We start from the raw sequence: 23,688 nt of genomic DNA, 5'->3' as shown, positions 1-23,688 counted from the left end.
CATTTTTTTATCAAGAGAATATGAAATCACCCATCGTTAAACAATAAACAAGAAAAGAGGTGATTGTATGATCAAGAAAGATCAGCAGGATTCTTCATTTCAGTTTTATTATGATGAGGTAGGAGAAAAGGAAATCTTAGAGCAGCTAACAGATTCCTATCAGAGTGGTTACGATTATACTGTAACGCAGGAAAATGACCCTCAGCATGAAAAACGAGAATAGTCATTGGAAGGCATCAGCTGTAATAGCGATGCCTTCCTTCGTTATAATGATAATTCTTGCTTTTGCTCTTTCTGCTGCTGCTCAGGTTTTTCCTTCTTTCTCCATAACCGCCATCTTTCACAACCGAAGTATACAATCACACTTATGGCAAATGCACAAAAACCTGGTGAGTAGTGATCGGAAATAATGAAATAGCTAATCATACCAATAAGGATGGTCGTAAATGCCGAATAATTAAATTGGAAAAGAGGTGGATTTATAATTCTCTCCAAATCTTTTATACTAATTTGATTTTTCTTAAAAAGAATAAAGTCTGTAACAATAACTGCAGATAAAGGAATAACAAAACCGCCTAGCAGTGAGATGAACTGTTTGGCCTCTGTAACCACTGTAGGGAAGCAACTCATAATAATGGCAATTCCCCCAAAAACCAATGCGCTTCTAACACGACCAAGATTTGGGATACTGTTTAGTAAGCTAAAAGCACCGGTATACGCATTACTCATATTGATCGATACCATTGAAAATAAAGCTGAAATGGTTATTAAGGATATCAATAAATAGGAATCTGTTAGTTGAGTGGCAGAAACAAACGGATTAATATGATTAAACGCACTAGCTGAATACGCAGCCAAGAGGGCAGCCATAGAAAACCCTATGATATTACCGCCTAATAATCCATAAAAGGAGTGACGCTCCGATTTAGCATATCTTGCAATGTCTGCAGAAGAGCTTACTCCTGAAATATATTGTATAAATGCAAGGCTTGCAAAGAATAAGAAGTTTAAAGATGAAAAAGCTTGTGGTTCTGCCACGATGCTAAAAAATGTTTTTTCAATTGTATCTGTAGTAATGTAAAGGTATAAAATGATTCCTTGACCAATAAATAGTATGGGGATGAAAAATTTAGTTGCCTTTTTAATGGCATCAAACCCAATTAACGCTAATAAAGTCATGATGGCTGCTAAGGAGATAGAGATTAGTAGAAAAGGAATCTCAATGGAAAATAAACGATAAGACAGCTCACTTATTACAAAAGACCCGCCTATAGTTTGGACGGCAAACCAGTATAGAGAAGTGATGGTCCTAATGGGAGAAGCAGCAAAGCGTGCACCCTTTATCCCAATAATTGATCGAATGGCGAATTGGGACGGTATACCGTGTGTGGCTCCAGGCAGACTTAGCCATGCAACAAAGAAAAATGCAAGAGATGCACCTAGTATTGTGCTAAGGACTGCATATTGAAATGATAGTCCTCCCTCTATTACAGCCATTGCAGGGACTAAGAAATTACCAGCATTAACTGAAAAAGCAATTTGAATAAATGTATAGTCAATCCATTTTGAAGTTCGAAGTTCTTTTGGAACGGGATCTAGACCAAACCGTTCAATTAGTTCTTGTTTCTTTTTAGTAGCTGCAGTACTCATATGTTGTTTCTCCTTTGCGGTGACCTACTGCTATTTTACATTATATAAGGAAAAGATTGATGAAAAAGTTATGGAGGAGATCTTAAATGCCAAAGCATGTTTTTATAACGGCTGGTTCCAAGGGCATCGGTCGTAAAGTCACTGAGACACTTGTTAAAAAAGGCTATTCTGTTACAGTCAATTACCGTCAAGATCACAAAGCAGTTGAAACATTAACTGAGCTTTTACAACCCTATTCTAATCAACTTTTGTTTATACAAGGGGATATCACAAAGGAAGAGGATATTAAGAGGATGGTTCATGAGGCGACCGAAACTGTTGGACCTATTGATATCCTAATAAATAATGCGGGGCCTTATATATTTGAACGGAAAAAGTTGATTGATTATAGTAATGAAGAATGGTACGAAATGATTGAAGGAAACCTAAGTTCTGTTTTCCATCTCCTAAAACTAATTGTTCCAACGATGAGAGAAAATAAGTTCGGCCGAATCATTACCTACGGCTTTCAGGGAGCGGATACTGCACCAGGCTGGATTTATCGATCAGCTTTTAGCGCCGCAAAGGTTGGTCTTGTATCTTTAACAAAAACGATTGCGTTCGAAGAGGCGGAACATGGAATAACGGCTAACATGGTTTGTCCAGGTGATATTTTAGGTGAAATGAAGGAAGCATCCATTGAGTATGCAAGAAACCATTCAGGAAACAATGCACCAATTGGAAGATCAGGTACGGGTGAAGATATCGCCAGAATGATTGAGTTCTTATGTGATGAAAATTCAGATATGATGACAGGTTCCATTATTGAAATAACAGGTGGGGTAGATGTAATCAACCGCTATCGTTAATAGGACAATCCATATTTTTCTATATTGACTGAATATATTCTCCATTTTTTAATCATCCTAGTAATGAGGTGATTCTATGAGAATATTATTGATTTTTGTATTTGTTCTATTGCAGCTTCCACTAACTGGATCACAAGCTTTGGCTGCTGACTACACGAATAGTCAATTATTTAAAGTGACCATTTCTCAAAATGGTGAAGAGGTAGAATATGAATTCGAGAATCCTTCCCATTATGAATGGGAAAAGGGATCTACTGTTATAAAAGGAAAAGAGGCAGAACAGAAGGTTGCCAATTTGTATCATCAGTTAGGAATATCAGCAAAAACTGATGTTCAGGAAATAAAAGCTACGTTAGTAAAACAAGGTTATACAGAGATGGACCATTTTGTTGTGAGATGGATCGATCAAGATGAAAAGCTCTATACGTGGCATTGGGAAAAGGAAAAGTAGAATTTTTATTCCACAAATTATCGTTTGATGTTATAGTTAATACGGTTTGTGTAAGCGTTATTTTAGTAGGAGGAATGTTAAATGCGTATTGGGGTACCAAAAGAGATCAAAAACAATGAGAATCGTGTTGCTATGACACCTGCTGGGGTTGTAAACCTTGTTAAATTTGGACATGATGTGTTCATTGAGGACCATGCAGGAATCGGTTCAGGATTTACAAACGAACAGTACATAGAAGCTGGCGCAAAAATCGTTGATTCTGCTGAAGAAGCATGGTCGATGGAAATGGTGATGAAGGTAAAAGAACCACTTCCAAGTGAATACCGTCACTTCAGAGAAGGCTTAATCTTATTTACATACTTACATTTAGCACCTGAGCCAGAATTAACAAAGGCTTTAATCGATAATAAAGTAGTTGGAATTGCATATGAAACTGTCCAATTACCAAATGGATCACTTCCATTACTAACTCCAATGAGTGAAGTTGCAGGAAGAATGTCTTCACAAATTGGTGCTCAGTTCTTAGAGAAGCCAAAGGGCGGAATGGGAATATTACTTGGGGGAGTTCCAGGAGTTCACCGAGGCAAAGTAACAGTTATTGGAGGCGGCGTAGCAGGAACAAATGCTGCTAAGGTAGCAATCGGTCTAGGTGCGCATGTATCAATACTAGATGTTAATCCTGATCGTTTACGTCAGCTTGATGATATTTTTGGGACGGATGTCACAACATTAATGTCTAATCCATTAAACCTTGCAGAAGAGATTGCGAGTTCTGATTTAGTAATTGGAGCAGTTTTAATTCCAGGTGCTAAGGCTCCAAAGCTTGTATCTGAGGAAATGATTAAAACGATGAGACCAGGTTCTGTTGTAGTTGATATTGCAATCGACCAAGGTGGTATTTTCGAAACAACAGATCGTATTACAACACATGATGCCCCTACCTATGAAAAGCATGGAGTATTACATTATGCGGTAGCTAATATGCCAGGTGCGGTTCCTCGTACGTCTACAATGGCACTTACAAATGTAACTGTTCCCTATGCTGTACAGATTGCAAACAAAGGGTACAAGCAGGCATGCCTAGAAAACGAAGCATTATTAAAAGGAATTAACACTTTAAACGGTTTTGTTACATATAAGGCAGTTGCTGAATCTCATGAGTTACAGTATGCAGATGCACGTGAGACCTTAATGTACTTATAAGAGTTAGTAAAGGATCTTTTATATATGAACGACTCCATTGTTATAACGATTAGGAGGAAGTTCATTGTAGAAGGTCCTTTTTTATTATGTAGTAAGGCTTATTGGGGGGCGTTAGTGCTCTAAAAAGAGTGTGATCAGTGATAGTTTTGGATATATCAACGAAATTCTCAAGTTATATAACAATTTTTTCGATTTTTCAACGAAATCTCCAATTTATCTAACACTTTTCGAATTTTATCAATGAAACGACAAATATTGGAAAAAACCCATGCTAGTAACCCCTTCATAATCCTTCAATAAAAAAACTGGCGATCATCAATCGCCAGTTAAACCCAAGCTATGAACTATAAGATTTGCAGATCCTTCGGATAAGAAGTAAACGTTTCATAACCATTTTCAGTAATGAGAACATCATCTTCAATTCGGACTCCGCCGACCCCTGGTAAGTAGATTCCAGGTTCAATAGTAAATGTCATACCAGGCTTTAGGGACCTTGTATTTGTATGAGTCATCGATGGGTACTCATGGACATTAATTCCTAGACCATGTCCAATACGATGGGTGAAATAGTCACCATATCCTTTGGTTGTAATGATACTTCTTGCTGTTTTATCAATGTTTCCAATTTGTTCGCCAGGCTTACAAATACTCAAGGCAGCAACTTCTGCTCGTAAAACAGTCTCATAAATTTCTCGCTGTTGGTCGTTGATTTCCCCAAGCGCAACTGTACGAGTGATGTCAGAGCAATACCCTTTATAGACTACTCCAAGGTCAAATAAAATGAGATCTCCTCTTCGGAGCATCGTTAAACCTGGTTTACCGTGTGGCGCAGCTGTCTTTTCTCCAGTTAACACCATTGTAGAAAAGGACATTTCAAGAATTCCTTTTTTCTTTAACTCATACTCAATTGTTGCAAGGATTTCTAGTTCGGTTTTACCTTCTTTGATTGCATGAACTCCAACTTCTACCCCATAATCAGCAAGCTTTCCAGCTTCTCTTAATAGTGCAATTTCCTGCTCGTCCTTAATGAGGCGAAGTTCGTTTAACTTATCCTCTACTGACACAAGCTTCGGGGATTTGAAGGCTTCGTTTATTTTTTCTACACGTTCATATATTACATGCTCTTTTTCTAGTGCTAGCTTTGAAAGATCCTGTGTTCTTTTTTCAACTGCTTCCTTTACAAGTGCCCATGGATTGTCCGTGTCGGAATATCCGATAATTTCGTATTCCCAGCCAGCAGCCTTTACCTGCTCTTTTTCCATATTTGGTGCGATAAGGAAAGGTTCATGATCAGCAAATACAAATAAGGCTACTAAGCGTTCGTGTGGATCTGTATAAAACTTACTCAAATAGAATACATTAGCCTTTGAAGTAATCATGCTAACGGGAACTTCTTCAGATTTCATCCAATTTACTAATTGTTCAAGTCTTTGTTTCATTAATTATGACACTTCCTTTATAAGCTGTTTTGTACATTAACTTTAACAATGTTTGGAAAAAGTGTAAACTTTAATTATAATATTTAACAAAATCATGAAACTATTTATGAAGTGATTCGTATTACTGAGAGACGTAACCAAAAGAGGAAAATTGAGGTGGAGTCGTGAGTTTTTTTCGTAAATTGTTTGCAAAGAAAGAAGAACGCCCAGTTGTTGAGGAACGAACTGTCTTTAATTTACAAATGAAGGATATTGTTACGTACGAATTAGAGGATTATCAGGTTGTCGGAAAACTAAGCTATTCTGATCATGGCTTTACGTGGCATGCATATCAGCTTCAATCATCAGACCGTGTGATTTGGTTGAGTGTTGAAATGGATGATGAGTTAGAACTTGGTATATATGAGAAATGTAAATTAAAGCTCACTGAACCAATACCAAAAGAAATCACCTTTGAAGGAACCACGTACTACTTAGATGAACATGGGGTAGCCCAAGTATCTGGAATAGGTAGAGGCCAAAATGTAAATGGAGCAACATGTAAGTACTTTGGCTTTTGTGACGAAGAAGAGGAAGCCTTTCTGTCTGTGGAAATTTGGGGTGGTGAGGTAGAAGTTAGCAAAGGATATAGTATTGAGGAATATGAATTAAAGATTATTGCATCTAACTAGAGGAGGAAATAATATGTTTCAATTTTTTAAGAGAATGGGTACTGTTGTTAATTCTGAATTAAATGCGATGTTAGATAAAGCAGAAGATCCAGTGAAAATGCTTGATCAATTTATGCGTGATATGGAAGCTGATATAAGAGAGGCAGAGGCAGCAGTAGCAAAGCAGATCGCCAATGAGAAAATGCTTAAAAAGAAGGCAGATGATGCTGAGGCACTAGTCAACAAACGTCAAGAACAAGCAGTTAAGGCGTTAGAGGCGGGGAATGAAGATTTAGCCAGAAGAGCACTGGAAGATAAAAAGTCACAGAGCAAGCAGGCTGAAACTTTTATGGAATCTTATACGCGGGCGAAGAGTGATGCCGATGTTCTACGTGAAAAGCTAGATGAAATGAAGCGGGAATATCATGAAATGAAGCTTAAGAAGGATACCTTAAAAGCTCGTGCTGAATCTGTTAAAACTAGAACGAAAATGAATCGTGTAATGTCTGGTATTGGTGGAGATGATTCTCGCAAAGGCTTTGAAAGAATGGAAGAAAAAGTGATGAGATATGAAGCTGAAGCCGAGACAAGTGAGGATTTATCAACAAAAAGCAGGAGCTTGGATGATGAGTTTGCAGCCTTGGATAAAAACGGGGTGGATGATGAATTATCTGCACTAAAGAAACAGCTTGGTAAAGAATAGGTTGAATTATAGCGCCTTAGTTTTCTAAAGGCGCTTCCTATTTTTTTTGGATGTAAACAGATAATGTCACTATTATATTACTAGATTTTTGAAAAATAGAAGGAATTTCTTCCAAGTTATTTAATACTCATATAGGGGGTGATCTATATGCTACGGATTGGTTTTATCATAATCATCTTCTCGTTGCTTTCAGCTTGCGGAGTTGATAGAGGGATGCCATTATCAGAGTCTATTACAAGTGGAAGCCTTGAAAAAGGAATGTTTCATGATCCACTGGATCTTGCAGAAGCAACTTATCCATTAATGGATGTTGTTAAAAGTGGTACAAATCAACAGGATGTTTCAAGAGTGTTTGCCGTGGAAGGACAGTCTATTGAACTAGTTTCTAGCCATATTCAAGATCATGTTGTTAGCCAACCCATTGAGGTCTCAGAGGTAAAGGATCAAAAGCAGGTGATCGTGTATGACCAGTATTTTGTTACCCTAACACGTGATCCTGATAATACTGAAACTACCTTAGTCGAGATTGCCAATTACGGATTTGTCCGAGATAACTATCAGCCCAATTTCTTTAATGGCTTATTAGTATGGTGGTTACTGGATGATCTGTTGGATGTGGATGATTGGAAAAACAAACAACAGAAGAGATGTCAGAACTCAATTGGTGGCTGTTATGGCAGCTATGGTGGTACAGGACCTGGTTATAAAGGGCCAATCGGGCAACCTTCTTTACGTGGAGGCTCGTCTTCAGTAAGAGGTGGAGGACCGGGAACCGGAAAATAACAATATGAGAGGAGTTTGAAAATGGGACCATTTGTTTTAACATTTATGTATTTTATTTTGGCGATCATTATAGTTGGAGTTGGGTTGGTTGCGTTTGAAGCACTGACTAGACAATATAAAGATTGGGATGAAATCAAGAGGGGAAATCATGCGGTAGCTCTTTCAATAGGAGGAAAGATCATTGGAATTTGTGTGATTCTCTCGTTTTCTGTCTATCATAGTGTAAGACTAACGGATACATTAATTTGGGGTATTTTTGGGATTGTTCTTCAAATGGTTGCGTATCTATTGTTTGAATTACTGACTCGTAAATTTTCTGTAGAACAGGAACTTCATAAAGGTAATATTGCGGTGGGGATTGTAACATTCTGCGTATCTGTTGGGCTTGCTTTTGTAATAGGTGCCTCAATTACGTAATAAGTGCAGGTTAGGGTGAATACCATGGAGTCTAGTGATATACGAAAAAGCAAAGCGATTTATTGGGCCTCTGGAATTGTATCTATTTGCGGAATCATATTTGAAGTGTTGTTCGGGGCAATTGGCTCCTACATATTAGGTGATGGAGTAAAGCAGTATACGCTTACGATCTCCTTATTTCTAACCGGGATGGGTATTGGGGCGTCCATTAGTGAGTACATTACCAAAAAACTTATCTTATCCTTTGTATGGATCGAATATAGTATCGCACTTGTTGGTGGATTTTCAGCCTTTTTATTATTTGGTATTAATGCTTACCTTAGTAGTGGAACGGATGCCCTCTTCCTATATAGCATTACACTTTTAGTTGGTACGTTAACTGGTGTAGAGCTTCCAATTTTAATAAGAAAAGCAAACGAAATTGGCGTTGCTTTAAATAAAAGCACAGCTCGTGTTCTTTTTTCTGATTATGCCGGGGGCCTAATTGGGGGTCTCCTTTTTGTATACCTTTTGCGACCACAGCTTGGAATGGTAAAGACTGCGTTTTTTGTGGCCCTTATTAATGTGGCAGTAGCTCTTTGGGTGTTATTTTATTTCCGAAAAGAAATCAAAGGTCATATCCTACACGCAGTAGCAGGATTTATCATTATGCTATCGTTGGTCGGTGGTTTATTTTTTGGTGAAGAAGCTGCTTTTTCCTTTGAACAAAAAATGTACCGCGATCCAATTGTGTATGCAGAAGAGACAAACTATCAGCGAATTATTTTAACAAAGGAGCAAGGAGATCTAAGACTCTTTTTAAATGGACAGTTACAATTTAGTTCGAGCGATGAATATCGATATCATGAAATGCTCATTCATCCGGCTATGATGGCTGCCGCTAATAAGCAGCATATCCTAGTATTAGGTGGCGGAGATGGACTTGCGATTAGAGAATTGTTAAAGTATGATTCCGTTGATACGATTACTATCGTAGACTTAGATCCAGCTGTTATTCAATTGGCAAAAGAGAATAGAGACTTGGTTGAGTTAAATCAGAATGCCTTTTCTAATCAAAAGGTGACAGTTTTTAACGAGGATGCCTTTGAATTTATGGAGCATACCAACGTGTTTTATGATGCAATCATTGTAGATTTACCGGATCCTAATAATGAATCTCTTAATAAGCTTTATACACTTGAGTTCTATTCAATGCTTAGAAACCATTTGCACCCGGGTGGGGCACTAATGATACAAGCAACAAGCCCAGTATTTGCACCGGAAGTGTACTGGACAATTGATCATACTGTTAAGGCGACTGGCTTACATACAAAAAACTTACATTTAGACATTCCAAGCTTTGGGGGCTGGGGATTTGTTCTCGCTAAAAGAGAGCCATTTGATTTAGAACAGGCTAGTTTGAATGTAGAAACGAGATATTTAACAGAGGAAACACTGTTAGCATCTCTTCATTTTGGTAAGGATGAAGATGGGGATTTTCAAGATGAAAATGGCAATCCTGTTGAGCTTGAGGTTAATTCACTTATAGATCCTCACATTATTGAAAAATACGAGAAAGCTTGGCGTCATTATTAATTATTGCTATATATGAAGGAGATGTTTTAGATGAGAGTATCCTATCATGGACATTCAGTAGTGAAGGTTGAAACCAATGGTAAGACAATCTTGTTTGATCCGTTTATTAACGGAAATGGATTAACGGATCTAAAGGCTGATGAAGTAAAAGCAGATGTTATTCTTTTAACGCACGGTCATAACGATCATGTTGGAGATACGATTTCTATTGCCAAACGAAATGATTCATTAGTTATTGCACCCAATGAGCTAGCAGGCCTATTAGGGAAACGAGGCCTTCGTGTACATCCCATGCATATAGGTGGTGCGTATCAGTTTGATTTTGGTAGAGTTAAATTAACGCAAGCCTTTCACGGTTCTGCTTATGAAGAGGATGGGCAAGTGTATTATACAGGAATGCCTAGTGGAATCTTATTAACGGTGGATGGAAAGACCATTTACCATGCAGGAGATACTGCGTTATTTTCTGATATGAAACTGATTGGTGAGCTAGCGAATATTGATCTAGCATTCCTACCGATTGGGGATAATTTTACAATGGGACCTGAGGATGCGGTCCTTGCAGCTAAATGGTTACAAGCAAAGAAAGTTGTACCTATTCATTACAATACATTTCCAGTTATTGAACAAAACCCAGCTGCCTATGTAGAACAACTAGATGCTGGAGTGGGTCAAGTTTTACAGCCTGGAGAAGTAATTGAACTATAAGGAAATTCTCAGGTAGATTCTTAGAATACTCATAATAAATCTAGAAGCAAATGTTAACGCATTTGCTTCTTTTTTTTGTTTTTTAGCATACATATGAATGAAACAAGCTTTGGGGGGATAAACATGAAAAATCGTTTACTGCTTTGTCTATTAATTTGTGGAGTGTTAATGTACTATGCAGTTCCGAGATTAACGGTTCATTTTTCAGGCATAGATGGCATTTTTGCGGCTGCTTGGTTTGGACTCGCATTATTAGTAATAGGCGGAAACTTAGCAGGCTTTTTATATGCAGCTAAGAAACAAAAGAAGCAAAGAAAGCTTGGTTTCAGAAGGCTTAAAACTTCATCAAAAGAACGTCGATATCTTTCACAACATTGAACGTAATGACTTTCACCTTTATAATAAGAGCTAATAGTGATTGTTCTTAATTGAAAGGTGAAGGGTGAATGATTTGGCTACAAAGCATGAACAAATTCTGCAATACATAAATGATCTTGAGGTTGGCTACAAAATTTCTGTTAGACAGATTGCTAAGGAATTAAATGTAAGCGAAGGCACAGCCTATCGTGCTATTAAAGAAGCCGAAAATAAAGGCTTTGTAAGCTCCATAGAGCGGGTAGGTACGATTAGAATCGAAAAGAAGAACAAAGAAAATATAGAAAAGCTGACCTTTGCAGAGGTTGTTAATATTGTGGATGGGACCGTTCTTGGTGGACGTGAAGGCCTATTTAAAACCTTGAATAAATTTGTTATTGGAGCAATGAAGCTTGAAGCAATGATGAAGTACACAGGGGCGGGGAATCTTTTGATTGTCGGAAACCGAACCAATGCTCATAAGCTTGCGATTGAGGCAGGAGCAGCGGTGCTAATTACAGGTGGTTTTGACACAGATGATGAAGTTAAAAAACTAGCTGATGAATTAAAGCTTCCGATCATTTCCACAAGCTATGACACGTTCACCGTTGCTACAATGATCAACCGTGCAATCTATGACCAACTGATAAAAAAAGAAATTGTCGTTGTAGAGGATATTTTAACTCCTATAGAGGAAACTGCGTATCTTTCTGTAAATGACACGGTAGGGAATTGGTATCAGCTTAATGGTAGGACAGACCACAGTCGTTTCCCAGTGGTGGATGAACAGCTTAAGGTACATGGAATGGTGACAGGCAAAGATGTGTTAGGTACAGAGCATTCCACACCCATCGAAAAGCTAATGACGAAGAGTCCAATCAGTGTTAGTGAGAAGACGTCGGTCGCCTCCGCTGCACATATGATGATCTGGGAAGGGATCGAGGTTCTTCCAGTAGTAGATGAGTATAATAAGCTAAAAGGCATCATTAGCCGTCAGGACGTCTTAAAGGCTCTTCAGGTTATTCAAAGACAACCACAGGTTGGTCAGACGATAGATGATAGTGTGATTAACCAATTTATTGAATTAGTTAACGCAAAAGGGGAAGAGGTTTACCAATGTGAGGTTACTCCTCAAATGACCAATCACATTGGAACCATTTCCTACGGTGTATTTACCACGTTAGTTACCGAGGCCGGAAATCGTGTATTACGATCTTATAAAAAAGGTGATCTGGTTGTTGAAAATATAACTATTTACTTTATAAGACCTGTTCAAATTGAGAGCATTATTGAAATAAAACCAAAAGTATTAGAAGTAGGTCGTAAGTTCGGTAAGGTAGATGTCTCTGTTTACAACCAAGGCACAATCGTTGGAAAAGCGATGATGATGGTACAGTTGATTGACCGATAATACGATCCTATAAAAGAAAGTTACACCCTAAATAAATTTTAGTTCAAAAAGAAAGCTGGTCAAAATGAATTGACCAGCTTACATTTATTTTTTAAGTTGTGCTTCCTCAATCACTCGTGGAAGATAATAGCGATATGCTCTGACTCCTGCCCAAATACTTCCACCACCAACTACCAAAAATATGATTCCAATAATAATGGCAATTGTAGAAGGCTCAACGATCATTTGGTTTAACGCAAAGAATACCATAAAGGCACCTAATGCAATACTTGCTTTAGCTGACAGCCATTTTTTATGCATCACTTCTTTTACCCGAAAATTTTTCATCCTAAAATAAGCATAGAAGGATAATGATATAATGATTAGAATAATTAATATGGGCATAATTTTCCTCCAAACTAAACTCTTGTCCTATACTATTTTAATCGTAAATCGGGCATAATGCCACCATTAGTGACTACATTGTACAGTCAAACCAGAATTTTTGATAAATATAAATTGAAAAGGTGAAGGGTATGAAAGAACAAATATTGGCTGCTATAGAGAGGTACGATTGTATTATTATTCATAGACATGTTAGACCAGACCCAGATGCATACGGGTCACAGTGTGGACTAGCAGAAATTTTAAGAGCTTCTTTTCCAAAGAAAGAAATATTCGTTGTAGGAAGGGACGAAGAAGCATTAGGCCATCTTTATAAGATGGATATTGTTCCTGATGAGGTTTATGAAGAGGCACTTGTGATTGTCTGTGATACGGCCAATCAGGAAAGAGTGTGTGATCAAAGGTATAAGCTAGGTAATTTATTAATAAAAATTGACCACCATCCAAATGAGGATTCCTATGGAGATCTTCTGTGGGTAGATACAACAGCTAGCTCTGTTAGTGAAATGATTTATGAATTTTACTTGTTTGGTAAAAACCAAGGTCTTGTGTTAACTCAAGAGGGAGCTCGATTAATTTTTGCTGGTATTGTTGGCGATACAGGTAGATTCTTATTTCCAAGTACCAACACTAGGACATTTAAGTATGCGGGAGAACTGGTGGAATATGGGTTCGAGTTACCTACTCTATATGAGGGATTGTACACAACAAAAGTTAATGTTGCTCATCTTACAGGGTATGTTTTACAAAACTTCACTCTATCTAGTCACGGTGTAGCTACAATGCTACTCACGAAGGATATACTAGAGAAGTTTGATGTCACACCGACAGATGCATCGCAACTTGTGGGGTCATTAGGGAATATCGAAGGAATCATCACATGGGTGTTCTTTGTTGAAGAGGACGATCAAATTCGAGTTAGGCTTCGTTCTAAAGGACCAGTCATCAATGTGGTAGCCGCTAAATATAGAGGTGGTGGACATCCTTTGGCAGCAGGTGCTTCCGTCCATTCTTGGGAAGAGGCTAATGAGGTCATTAAAGACTTAGAAGAGTTATGTACTCCGAAATAAACAGGGTGGAGACTAACCTCTCTTTCCCTGTTAAGAATCGGATGTATAGTAGGATTAAGTGAGAATTGCAGTAAGCTAAGCCTGCGCTTTTTCCTTTACAGGAATAAACCAAAATCCTTTGTCGGTATCATCAACATATACATCGATATTACGGAGCTTGAGCTCCTTCTTAAGCATGATTGCGACTTCTTTTGTTTCTGTATAGGCTGAATACCCTGCTATTATTTGTTGAAGCTTATCTCTCATAAGTTGTTTCCTGTTTATGATCATTGGTACACCTCCTAAAGAAGTTTTAACAGCAATTACCATATCCTGTATTCATTGTATACAAAATAGGAGGAGGTTGCTATACTTTTCTGAATATTTCATAAAATATTCAAACTTTAGTTATTCTCATTAAATTTCATTGTCACATCAATCTCTAGATTAGCATACAGCAGATAAATACCACTAACTTCAAGCCTATATTGTTTATCATCAATCGTAAAAACCTTGTTTTCTATCGCTTTGATAATTAGCTCTTTACTTTCGTAGACCTTACTAATTTCCTTCGCTATTAAGTGATTTATTTCTTGTTTCGATTGAGTCTCTAATTGGTACTTCCTGAAATGATCAAGTTTATATTTTTCTGCATTATCAATAGTGACTACAATTTCTTGTAATGTTACACCCTTTTGGTTTTCTTCGTTGAGTTTCTGATAATCAGTTTGCCAGATCTTTATATCCTCTTTTAAGTCCTTAATTTCTTTAGCTTGCTTTGATATATGTAAAATCTGAGTGTCCTGATAGGTACCAAACATATAGGCAAAAATGATCCAGCTAATGAGTCCACCAAAAACACCGCCTGCTAAAAATCTCTGCCAGCTTCCCTTTTCGTAATATGGAGGTATTCTCATAGATTCCCGTCCTCTTGAGCCAACCAGCTAATAATTAAAGAGCCTGTTTGAGCACCGCCAGTTGCCGAACAAATAATGAATAGCTGTTTTATAATGTCGCGAGTGTTCGCATCAAAGATCCCCTTCTCGAAACTATAAAATGCTTCAAAAGACCCACCAATTGCCGCGACAATTGCCCAAATCTTAAGGTTGCTAGCTAATCTAACCATCGTTAATAACGGAGGATTTCCTATGAAAAATGCCCCTAAGCCTCCGACAATACAGCCACCAAGAATTACCCCAAGAGCTATAAAATAACTGTTGAAAAACAGAACATAGAAACCCTCTCTTACACCCATGCCATTCACCCTTTCTGTTACAATATATGGACAGACATAGAGAAGTATGTTTTGATTTGAACTTAATTCATCCACTATAATTAGAAAAGTAGAAGCTGCGTTAAAAATACACATTTTACTTTCAAATTCAGTTGGAGGGGAACTCCTCTCCATTAATAAAGATTAAGTTTGAAGTTTGAAGGCTCTTCTTCATAAAGACAGTTACTTTTAAATTGGTTTTTGTAAAAAAGCAACCAAAGTTCAGATATAGGTGAAAATAGAGTAGATAGAAGGTGAAAGAATGGACTTTGTTCATCTGCAAGTGAAAAGTTCCTATAGCTTATTAACAAGTAGCTGCAAAATAGAGGAGCTAGTCCAGAAAGCCGTGGAACTAGGCTATACCTCTTTAGCCATAACCGATGATAATAACTTATATGGTGCCATCCCATTTTATAAAGCATGTTTGAAAAAAGGAGTTAAGCCCATTATTGGTTTAACCGTTTCTGTGTATGAGGATGAAAAAGAAGAAAAGCATTTTCCACTCATCCTACTTGCTAAAGACAAAAAAGGTTATCAAAACCTGTTGAAAATAAGTAGTACAGCACAAACAATGAATCGTAAAGCTGTACTGAAAAAATGGATTGCTGCTTATAAAACAGGACTAATAGCGATTACTCCAGGGATAAAAGGGGAAGTTGAGCAAGCGATTCTACATAACGACGTAGAAAAAGCAAAACAAGCTATCGCTCAATTTCATGGGATGTTCGGTAAAGATTTCTATCTAGGGATACAATCACATCTTCTTCCAGAGGAAGAAACACTACATTCAGTCCTGACCAAGCTAGCTGAAGAAATGAAAATCAGCTTAGTGGTAACCAATGATGTTCATTATTTAATTAAAGAGGATGCGTTTGTCCACGAGTGTTTATTAGCAATAAAAAATGGGGATAAAGTAGCAGATCTTAAGAGAGACAAGCTACCAACTAGTGAATATTACTTAAAATCGAAGGAAGAGATGATTCAGCCTTTTTTTAGCTTGAAGGAGGCCATTGAGAATACCTGTAGAATTGCAAGTGAATGTGAAATAAAGCTCGATTTGGGTCAACGGTTTATACCTAAATACCCCGTTCCTAATTCTTTAAATGCACCAGTATATATAGAACAGCTATGCATAGAGAGTCTTAAGCAAAAAGGTCTAGAACGTCCTCAGTATTATGAAAGAATGGAGTATGAGCTTAGCATAATCAAGCAAATGGAGTTCAGCGATTACTTTCTAATCGTCTGGGATTTTATGAAATACGCTCATGAACAAGGAATCCTTACTGGTCCAGGGCGTGGTTCAGCAGCAGGGTCTTTAGTTGCATACCTACTCCGAATTACAGATGTCGATCCCATCCAATATAATCTTTTATTTGAACGATTTCTGAATCCAGAAAGAATATCTATGCCTGATATAGATATTGATTTTCCGGATGATCGACGAGATGAAATGATTCAATATGTTTCCAATAAATATGGAGCCCTTCATGTAGCTCAAATCATCACATTTGGAACTCTTTCAACAAAAGCTGTTTTACGTGATGTTGGAAGAGTATTAGGGATTTCACAAAAGGAAGCCGATGCGATTGCACGAAAAGTGCCTTCACGGTTAGGCATTACATTAACAGAGGCATACCGAGAATCCGAGCCTTTTCAAACACATATTAAGCAATCGAGTGTAACACAAAAGGTCTTTCAGGTGGCTTTAAAATTAGAAGGATTGCCAAGACACACCTCTACTCATGCAGCAGGGGTGATTATAAGTGATCAACCTCTAACTGATCTTATTCCAATTCAAGATGGTCACCAGGGTGTTTACCTTACACAGTATTCAATGGAGATTCTAGAAGAAATTGGGCTATTAAAGATGGACTTTCTAGGTCTTCGAAATTTAACGATTCTTCAAAGAATATTAGACCAAATAAAGTGGTCTAAAAAGGTGAAATTAGAACTTGCAGATTTTCCTCTTGATGATGATAAAACCTTTAAGTTATTAGGAGCAGGAGATACAACCGGTATTTTCCAATTGGAATCTTCAGGTATGAGAAGTGTTTTACAGAGATTAAAGCCTACTCATTTTGAGGATATTGTGGCTGTTAATGCCCTTTACAGGCCGGGTCCGATGGAAAATATCCCGGTCTATATTGAAAATAAGCATCATAAGGTAACCTATCCACATCCAGACCTTGAGGATATCCTTCGTAGTACGAATGGAGTTATTGTTTACCAGGAGCAGATTATGCAGATTGCATCCTTAATGGCTGGCTTTTCATTAGGGGAAGCAGATCTATTAAGACGAGCCGTTAGTAAGAAGAAAATCGAGGTGCTAGAAGCAGAACGCAAGCATTTCGTTGATGGCTGTCTGAATGTTGGCTATTCATCTGAAGTAGCAAATGAAATTTATGATTTGATTGTAAGATTTGCTAACTACGGATTTAATAGAAGTCACGCTGTAGCCTATAGTATGATTGCTTACCAACTTGCTTATCTAAAAGCAAACTTTCCATTATTCTTCATGTCAGCGTTACTTACCTCTGCTATTGGCAATGATGATAAAATCGGCCAATATGTGCGCGAGGCAAAATTAAAACAAATTAAGGTATTACCACCTTCTATAAATAAGAGTTCTTATGGATTTCTAGTTTATGATCAGGCCATTAGATATAGCTTGGCTGCAATCAAAAATATTGGTGTCCAAACGGTGAAAAAAATCCTTTCAGAAAGAAAAGGTCGACCTTTTGATGATTTATTCGACTTTTGTGCGAGGGTTCTACCAAACAGAAAAACGGTAGAATCACTTGTATTCTCCGGCTGCTTTGATGAATTTGGACAAGAACGATCTACTCTTCTAGCAAGTATTGATGTGGCGCTAGACTATGCAGAACTTGTTAAGCCGGACAGTGGAGATCAACTTGATTTTTCATTTGAAGAGGAGTTGCTCTTAAAGCCACAGTATATTCAAATGACTCCTTTTAGGGATGAAGAGAAACTGCAATTTGAAATGGAAGCAATCGGCTTTTATCTATCCAACCATCCGGTTACAGCCTATCAACGCTATTGGCAGGAACATCAGCCTGTGTCCATTCAAACAGCAAAACAAGAGTATATCGACAAGAAAGTCACGATTGTAGCACTTGTAGGGTCTGAACGGACAATCCGCACCAAAAAGGGAGAACAAATGTCTTTCCTAGTCATCAATGACGAAAGTGGAGAAATTGAAGGTACTGTGTTCCCTACTACCTTCCGAGAATTTCAGTCCTATTTTAAAGTAGGTACTGTATTAATGCTATCGGGGAAAATCGACCTTCGAAATGGTGAACCTCAATTTATCATTCAAAAGGTTAAGTCAATGGATGAGTTGAAAAATGATTATCAGGAGAAAATTCTATTTATAAAAATCGAACCGGAACTTGAGAATCAAAATAAATTAGAAGAATTAAAACAGCTGTTCACTGAATATCATGGTAATACAGGGGTTGTCCTTTATTATGTAGAAAGTAAAAAATCTATTAGACTGCCGATCGCTTATCATGTGAATCCTGTTACTGTGTGCCTAGAGAAAATTAAAGAGGTAGTAGGAGAGAAAAATGTGGTTTTGAAAGCCTATTAGTTCTTTACATATTCCAGAATTTTGTTATTATTGTTAAATAGTCTAATGTGGTCTGACCACTTGATTACCACATATGAAAAAGTTAGGAGAGTGAGCGTATGTCTACTTTAAAAGAAGAGGCATTACATATCCATCGAATTCATAAAGGGAAGCTAGAATCAAATTCAAAGGTTCCAGTTCGGAACGCTAAAGATTTAAGTCTCGCTTATTCACCCGGTGTAGCAGAACCTTGCAAGGCTATATATGACGACGTTAACAAAGTGTATGAGTACACAATGAAAGGTAATATGGTAGCAGTTGTTTCTGATGGAACGGCAGTACTAGGACTAGGTAATATTGGTCCGGAAGCTTCATTACCTGTAATGGAAGGGAAAGCTGTACTATTTAAGAGCTTTGCTGGTGTTGACGCTTTTCCTATTTGTTTAGGAACCACAGATGTTGAGAAGATAATTGAAACTGTAAAACTATTAGAGCCTACCTTTGGTGGCGTAAATTTAGAAGATATAGCAGCACCTAATTGCTTTGTAATAGAGGAAAGACTAAAGAAAGAAACCAATATACCAATTTTTCATGATGATCAGCATGGTACAGCCATTGTAACTGTAGCGGGTCTAGTTAATGCGTTAAAGCTAGTTGGTAAAAGTATGTCCGAAATTAAAGTAGTAGCAAACGGAGCAGGGGCAGCAGGAATTGCAATTATTAAACTTTTATATTCATACGGAGTTCGTGACGTGATCATGTGCGATTCAAAGGGTGCTATCTACGAAGGACGACCATTTGGTATGAACAGTGTGAAAGAAGAAGTAGCAAAATACACGAATCGAAATAAAATGGAAGGCTCCTTGGCTGATGCAATGAAAGATGCAGATGTGTTTATTGGTGTATCAGTTGAGGGAGCTCTAACAAAAGAAATCATCCGTGAAATGAATCAAGATCCGATTATCTTTGCAATGGCTAATCCTAATCCAGAGATTATGCCAAGTGATGCTAAAGAAGCAGGAGCTAGAGTTATTGGTACTGGTAGATCAGACTTTCCAAATCAGGTAAACAATGTACTAGCATTTCCAGGGATTTTTAGAGGAGCTTTGGATGTCAGAGCTACTCATATTAATGAGCAGATGAAAATTGCTGCGGTAGAAGCGATTGCTAGTCTCATTTCAGAAGATGAGTTAAAGGATGAATATGTAATACCAGCCCCATTTGATCCACGTGTAGCACCTGCTGTTGCAGCTGCTGTTGCTAAGGCTGCAATGGAAACAGGGGTTGCTAGAATTCAGGTGGATCCAGAAGAAATTGCTGAGAAAACAAGACAACTGGCCATTATTGGTAAAGGTGAGTGAGTATATACTGTGTCAATACCACAGTCAAAAGTTTATATTGAAACGATAAAACAGATTCATACAATCATTCAAGCCGATTCATTACAACCTGGGGATCGACTTCCATCTGAGCGAGAACTTACAGACCGTTTAGGTGTAGGGAGGTCTTCTGTCCGTGAAGCGTTAAGAGCTTTGGAGTTACTCGGATTAATTGAAACAAGACGAGGTGAAGGAACATTTGTAAAGGATTTCGGGGGCCACCATCTTGTTGAATTAATCGGAAGTTTTATCCTTCAAAATGAAACGGCAAAAAAGGATTTATTAAATACAAAAAGAATACTAGAAGAGCAATCAATTAGGATTATTTGTGAAGAACCTTATGTAGAAAAAATACAGTATTTAAGAGAGCTGCTAAGTGAAGATTCAGCTGTATTTAAAGAGGAGTTTACTAAGCTACTTCTTCGTATAACTGACAACCGACTATTACTGAAAATCTGGTTGCTTCTTTCCGAGTATGCAAGTGTTAGTTCAGCCAATGAAGGAAATCCAGAACAAGAGAAATATGAAAATTTGATTATTTCACTTGAACAGGGTGATGTCGAGAGAGCCCTTCAAGAATACAGAGTATTATACAACTACTAAAGGTAAGACTGTTTAATAGAATTTTATAGTTATGCAAAAATAGTCTAACTCTAATGAAGACAAGGGGGGAAGAAAATGTTAAAAGATTTGTTCACAAAAAAGAAGAAGTATGCAACAATCCCTTCAGAGCAAAGTAAACAGGAAGTACCTGAAGGAATCATGACTAAGTGTCCAAGTTGCAAAAAAATTATGTATACGAAAGAGTTAACTAAAAATCTGAAAGTATGCATGAATTGTGATTATCATTATCCTATGACTGCCTTTGAACGAATGGATAGTTTATTAGATGAAGGTACTTTTACGGAATATGATCATGATATGATTTCTGAGAACCCATTAGGTTTCCCAGATTACTTGGAAAAGTTAGAAAAAGACCGGGCTAAAACGGGGTTAAACGAGGCGGTTCTTACGGGTGAAGGAACGATTAACGGTCATCATATTGCCATTGCGGTAATGGATTCTTCTTTCCGAATGGCGAGTATGGGTTCGGCTGTTGGTGAAAAAATTGCTAGTGCGATTGAAAAAGCAATGGAAAAGAACATTCCTTTCATCATTTTCACTGCTTCTGGAGGAGCACGTATGCAAGAGGGTGTACTAAGCCTTATGCAGATGGCCAAAATTAGTGCTGTGTTAAAGAGGTTTAGTGAAAAAGGATTGTTATATGTTTCGATTATGACACACCCCACTACTGGCGGTGTAACAGCAAGCTTTGCGTCTGTGGGGGATTATAACTTTGCTGAACCACGCGCATTAATTGGTTTTGCAGGAAGAAGAATCATTGAACAAACGATTCGTGAGGACCTTCCTGAGGATTTCCAAACAGCAGAATTTTTATTGAAACATGGTCAGCTAGATGCTGTTATTCATAGATTAGATATGAAGGATACGTTAAGTAATATCCTAGATATACATGAACCGGGAGGGAAGCTAGATTGTTAGGAGAATTAGAGTTTGAGCGACCGGTGACAGAGCTGAAGAAAAAGATAGTGGAACTAAGAGAGTTCACGAAAAATGCTGATGTAGATCTTTCAGATGAGATAGAGAAACTAGAGGCAAGACTAGAAAAGCTAGAGGCGGAAGTGTATGGAAACTTAAGACCTTGGGACCGCGTACAAATTGCTAGACATCCAGAGCGCCCAACAACTCTTGATTACATAAGCCACTTATTTACAGGCTTTTTTGAATGTCATGGTGATCGTTTTTATGGTGATGATGAGGCAATTGTTTCAGGAGTGGCTAAATACCATGGCTTACCTGTTACGGTAATTGGTCATCAGCGTGGTCGCGATACAAAGGAAAATCTTCGCAGAAACTTTGGTATGCCTCATCCTGAGGGTTACCGAAAAGCACTTCGATTAATGAAGCAGGCAGAAAAATTTAATCGTCCGATTATATGTTTTCTTGACACAAAAGGTGCTTTCCCAGGGAAGACTGCTGAAGAACGAGGTCAGGGAGAAGCGATCGCAAAGAATCTATTTGAAATGGCTGGTCTCACTGTCCCTATCATTTGTATTGTAATTGGTGAAGGAGCAAGTGGTGGAGCATTGGCAATAGGAATGGGTAACCATGTTTTAATGCTAGAAAACTCTTGGTACTCCGTTATTTCTCCAGAGGGAGCTGCTGCTTTATTATGGAAGGATGCGGGACTTGCTAAAAAAGCGGCTGAAACGATGAAAATTACTGCGCCAGACTTAAAGGAACTAGGAATTATAGATCATATTATTCCAGAGGTTAAAGGTGGAGCACACCGACAAAAGGCTGAACAAGCTCTTCTTGTAGATAATTACTTGAAAAGGTCACTAAAGGAATTAACTCAATATAGTAAAGAACAGTTAATACAGCACCGTTATGATAAATATAGAAGTATTGGAGAATTTACGTTTGCAACCGATCCAGTTGCAATCAAGTAATATAAAACGTGCAGTTCCCTAACAAACGGGAATGCACGTTTTTTACTAAAAAAAATACATTAACAGATCGAATGAATAAGCCATACTAATCTCCACTTTTTAGCCTTCTATCCACCTATTACAGGTGATTCCTCTAATTCAAGATAACCTAATTAAAAGTATTTCCTTATATAGGTTGAAGAAATGCTAACCCTATTGTTTTGTTAAATTCTTCATGATATTTTTATTTACGAAGAATGAAAGTGTAAGGTCTTTTCACATACTATACTTACTTGTGTTTATTAAATAGTTACATATAAGAATATTCAAAGGAAAGCTACAGAAGGTATGAGGTGTTAGGATGAAAAAAATTGGAGTATTAACAAGCGGTGGAGATTCACCTGGTATGAATGCAGCAGTACGTGCTGTCGTGCGAAAAGCAATTTACCATAATATAGAGGTTTATGGGATTTATCAGGGATATACTGGTCTGATGACAGGACAAATCAAAAAGCTAGAGCTTGGTTCTGTTGGTGATATTATTCATCGAGGTGGAACCGTTCTGTACTCGGCTAGATCAGAAGAGTTCAAAACAGAAGAAGGCCAGAAAAAAGGCATTGAACAACTAAGGAAATTTGGAATTGAAGGAATTGTAGTTATTGGTGGTGATGGATCTTACCGAGGAGCTGAGAAGCTAACACAGCATGGTTTTCCGTGTGTAGGTGTTCCAGGTACGATTGATAACGATATACCTGGTACTGATTTCACCATTGGGTTTGATACAGCGTTAAATACTGTTATTGATGCAATTGATAAGATAAGAGATACTGCTACTTCTCACGAGCGTACATATATCATCGAGGTAATGGGTCGACATGCAGGTGATATTGCTTTATGGGCAGGGCTTGCCGGTGGAGCAGAGACAATCCTTATACCTGAAGCAGATTACAAAATGGAAGAAGTTATTTCTAGATTAGAAAGAGGCCATGAGCGTGGAAAACGCCATAGCATTATTGTAGTAGCAGAAGGCGTTGGAAGTGCAGTTGACATTGGTAAACAAATTGAATCATCACTGAATATAGAAACACGAGTTAGTATCCTTGGTCATATTCAACGCGGAGGATCGCCTACAGCATTTGATCGAGTTTTAGCAAGTAGACTAGGTGCTAGGGCAGTTGAATTACTAATGGCTGGGAAAGAAGGTCGTGCGGTTGGAATACAAAGTAACAAGCTCGTCGACTTTTCAATCTCAGAAGCTCTTTCTCAAAAACATGAGGTAGATTTGAGCATGTATCAGTTATCAACAGAATTATCGATATAAAAGATGAAA

General features: G+C 37.8%; 25 protein-coding genes. 19 read left to right on the top strand and 6 right to left on the bottom strand.

The window, feature by feature from the left end; all coding sequences use genetic code 11:
* The first annotated feature begins 67 nt into the window (after positions 1 to 67).
* The gene (locus G4D63_RS09225) at positions 68 to 223 is read left to right on the top strand and encodes a hypothetical protein (protein ID WP_163179330.1); all 156 of its coding nucleotides are present in this window, start codon (positions 68 to 70) and stop codon (positions 221 to 223) included.
* 41 nt (positions 224 to 264) lie between these two features.
* Here G4D63_RS09225 and G4D63_RS09220 read toward each other — a convergent pair whose 3' ends face one another.
* Complete coding sequence (locus G4D63_RS09220; RefSeq protein WP_163179329.1) at positions 265 to 1,650, bottom strand: purine-cytosine permease family protein; 1,386 nt, start codon at positions 1,648 to 1,650, stop codon at positions 265 to 267.
* Positions 1,651 to 1,736: 86 nt separating this feature from the next.
* Here G4D63_RS09220 and G4D63_RS09215 point away from each other — a divergent pair, with 86 nt between their 5' ends.
* The 3 genes from G4D63_RS09215 to ald all read left to right on the top strand — a co-directional run bounded on the left by G4D63_RS09215 (position 1,737) and on the right by ald (position 4,152).
* Positions 1,737 to 2,498 carry an SDR family oxidoreductase gene (locus tag G4D63_RS09215; RefSeq protein ID WP_163179328.1) on the top strand — a complete coding sequence of 254 codons (762 nt, stop codon included), beginning with the start codon at positions 1,737 to 1,739 and terminating at the stop codon, positions 2,496 to 2,498.
* 76 nt (positions 2,499 to 2,574) lie between these two features.
* Positions 2,575 to 2,949 carry a hypothetical protein gene (locus G4D63_RS09210; RefSeq protein ID WP_163179327.1) on the top strand — a complete coding sequence of 125 codons (375 nt, stop codon included), beginning with the start codon at positions 2,575 to 2,577 and terminating at the stop codon, positions 2,947 to 2,949.
* An 81-nt stretch (positions 2,950 to 3,030) separates the two neighbouring features.
* Positions 3,031 to 4,152, top strand: a complete 1,122-nt coding sequence (ald, locus tag G4D63_RS09205) for an alanine dehydrogenase (protein WP_163179326.1) — start codon at positions 3,031 to 3,033, stop codon at positions 4,150 to 4,152.
* Between the two features lie 344 nt (positions 4,153 to 4,496).
* Here the strand turns inward: ald and G4D63_RS09200 are convergent, their stop codons facing one another.
* Positions 4,497 to 5,591, bottom strand: a complete 1,095-nt coding sequence (locus tag G4D63_RS09200; RefSeq protein ID WP_163179325.1) for a M24 family metallopeptidase — start codon at positions 5,589 to 5,591, stop codon at positions 4,497 to 4,499.
* Positions 5,592 to 5,755: 164 nt separating this feature from the next.
* Between G4D63_RS09200 and G4D63_RS09195 the strand changes: the two genes are divergently transcribed.
* The 8 genes from G4D63_RS09195 to G4D63_RS09160 all read left to right on the top strand — a co-directional run bounded on the left by G4D63_RS09195 (position 5,756) and on the right by G4D63_RS09160 (position 12,192).
* Positions 5,756 to 6,262, top strand: a complete 507-nt coding sequence (locus G4D63_RS09195; protein WP_163179324.1) for a DUF4178 domain-containing protein — start codon at positions 5,756 to 5,758, stop codon at positions 6,260 to 6,262.
* 13 nt (positions 6,263 to 6,275) lie between these two features.
* On the top strand, positions 6,276 to 6,944 hold the full coding sequence (locus G4D63_RS09190; protein ID WP_163179323.1) for a PspA/IM30 family protein: 669 nt from the start codon (positions 6,276 to 6,278) through the stop codon (positions 6,942 to 6,944).
* 147 nt (positions 6,945 to 7,091) lie between these two features.
* A complete protein-coding gene (locus G4D63_RS09185; RefSeq protein ID WP_163179322.1) occupies positions 7,092 to 7,727 on the top strand; it encodes a DUF4247 domain-containing protein in 636 nt (211 codons plus the stop codon).
* A gap of 21 nt (positions 7,728 to 7,748) precedes the next feature.
* Positions 7,749 to 8,144 carry a DUF350 domain-containing protein gene (locus G4D63_RS09180; protein WP_163179321.1) on the top strand — a complete coding sequence of 132 codons (396 nt, stop codon included), beginning with the start codon at positions 7,749 to 7,751 and terminating at the stop codon, positions 8,142 to 8,144.
* 24 nt (positions 8,145 to 8,168) lie between these two features.
* A complete protein-coding gene (locus G4D63_RS09175) occupies positions 8,169 to 9,719 on the top strand; it encodes a polyamine aminopropyltransferase (protein ID WP_163179320.1) in 1,551 nt (516 codons plus the stop codon).
* 30 nt (positions 9,720 to 9,749) lie between these two features.
* On the top strand, positions 9,750 to 10,427 hold the full coding sequence (locus G4D63_RS09170) for a metal-dependent hydrolase (RefSeq protein WP_163179319.1): 678 nt from the start codon (positions 9,750 to 9,752) through the stop codon (positions 10,425 to 10,427).
* Positions 10,428 to 10,550: 123 nt separating this feature from the next.
* Positions 10,551 to 10,805: a hypothetical protein gene (locus G4D63_RS09165; RefSeq protein WP_163179318.1), complete on the top strand. Its 255-nt coding sequence runs from the start codon at positions 10,551 to 10,553 to the stop codon at positions 10,803 to 10,805.
* Positions 10,806 to 10,878: 73 nt separating this feature from the next.
* Positions 10,879 to 12,192: a CBS domain-containing protein gene (locus tag G4D63_RS09160; RefSeq protein WP_163179317.1), complete on the top strand. Its 1,314-nt coding sequence runs from the start codon at positions 10,879 to 10,881 to the stop codon at positions 12,190 to 12,192.
* 84 nt (positions 12,193 to 12,276) lie between these two features.
* Here the strand turns inward: G4D63_RS09160 and G4D63_RS09155 are convergent, their stop codons facing one another.
* Positions 12,277 to 12,576: a YtpI family protein gene (locus G4D63_RS09155; protein WP_163179316.1), complete on the bottom strand. Its 300-nt coding sequence runs from the start codon at positions 12,574 to 12,576 to the stop codon at positions 12,277 to 12,279.
* A gap of 131 nt (positions 12,577 to 12,707) precedes the next feature.
* Between G4D63_RS09155 and G4D63_RS09150 the strand changes: the two genes are divergently transcribed.
* A complete protein-coding gene (locus tag G4D63_RS09150) occupies positions 12,708 to 13,646 on the top strand; it encodes a DHH family phosphoesterase (protein ID WP_163179315.1) in 939 nt (312 codons plus the stop codon).
* Between the two features lie 75 nt (positions 13,647 to 13,721).
* On the opposite strand, the gene G4D63_RS09145 is transcribed toward G4D63_RS09150, so the two are convergent.
* The 3 genes from G4D63_RS09145 to ytrH all read right to left on the bottom strand — a co-directional run bounded on the left by G4D63_RS09145 (position 13,722) and on the right by ytrH (position 14,880).
* The gene (locus tag G4D63_RS09145; protein WP_163179314.1) at positions 13,722 to 13,916 is read right to left on the bottom strand and encodes a YtzJ family protein; all 195 of its coding nucleotides are present in this window, start codon (positions 13,914 to 13,916) and stop codon (positions 13,722 to 13,724) included.
* A gap of 113 nt (positions 13,917 to 14,029) precedes the next feature.
* Entirely contained in the window at positions 14,030 to 14,542 is a 513-nt protein-coding gene (gene ytrI, locus G4D63_RS09140) for a sporulation membrane protein YtrI (protein ID WP_163179313.1), read from the bottom strand.
* Positions 14,539 to 14,880, bottom strand: coding sequence for a sporulation membrane protein YtrH (gene ytrH, locus G4D63_RS09135; protein WP_163179312.1), 342 nt, complete (start codon positions 14,878 to 14,880; stop codon positions 14,539 to 14,541). Before ytrH ends, ytrI begins: the two co-directional genes overlap by 4 nt.
* A 280-nt stretch (positions 14,881 to 15,160) precedes the next feature.
* On the opposite strand from ytrH, the gene dnaE reads away from it, so the two are divergent.
* The 6 genes from dnaE to pfkA all read left to right on the top strand — a co-directional run bounded on the left by dnaE (position 15,161) and on the right by pfkA (position 23,679).
* Positions 15,161 to 18,508: a DNA polymerase III subunit alpha gene (gene dnaE, locus G4D63_RS09130; protein WP_163179311.1), complete on the top strand. Its 3,348-nt coding sequence runs from the start codon at positions 15,161 to 15,163 to the stop codon at positions 18,506 to 18,508.
* 98 nt (positions 18,509 to 18,606) lie between these two features.
* Positions 18,607 to 19,848 carry an NADP-dependent malic enzyme gene (ystJ, locus tag G4D63_RS09125; protein ID WP_163179310.1) on the top strand — a complete coding sequence of 414 codons (1,242 nt, stop codon included), beginning with the start codon at positions 18,607 to 18,609 and terminating at the stop codon, positions 19,846 to 19,848.
* A gap of 9 nt (positions 19,849 to 19,857) precedes the next feature.
* On the top strand, positions 19,858 to 20,469 hold the full coding sequence (locus G4D63_RS09120; protein WP_163179309.1) for a GntR family transcriptional regulator: 612 nt from the start codon (positions 19,858 to 19,860) through the stop codon (positions 20,467 to 20,469).
* 75 nt (positions 20,470 to 20,544) lie between these two features.
* Complete coding sequence (gene accD, locus G4D63_RS09115; protein WP_163179308.1) at positions 20,545 to 21,408, top strand: acetyl-CoA carboxylase, carboxyltransferase subunit beta; 864 nt, start codon at positions 20,545 to 20,547, stop codon at positions 21,406 to 21,408.
* The gene (gene accA, locus G4D63_RS09110) at positions 21,402 to 22,379 is read left to right on the top strand and encodes an acetyl-CoA carboxylase carboxyl transferase subunit alpha (protein ID WP_163179307.1); all 978 of its coding nucleotides are present in this window, start codon (positions 21,402 to 21,404) and stop codon (positions 22,377 to 22,379) included. Before accD ends, accA begins: the two co-directional genes overlap by 7 nt.
* 340 nt (positions 22,380 to 22,719) lie before the next feature.
* Complete coding sequence (gene pfkA / locus G4D63_RS09105) at positions 22,720 to 23,679, top strand: 6-phosphofructokinase (RefSeq protein WP_163179306.1); 960 nt, start codon at positions 22,720 to 22,722, stop codon at positions 23,677 to 23,679.
* Positions 23,680 to 23,688: the final 9 nt, after the last annotated feature.

Origin of the sequence: Bacillus mesophilus (assembly GCF_011008845.1) — a bacterium.
Classification (GTDB): domain Bacteria; phylum Bacillota; class Bacilli; order Bacillales; family SA4; genus Bacillus_BS; species Bacillus_BS mesophilus.
Note: the sequence above shows the minus strand (reverse complement) of the source record. Positions and strands in the feature narration are given on the sequence as shown.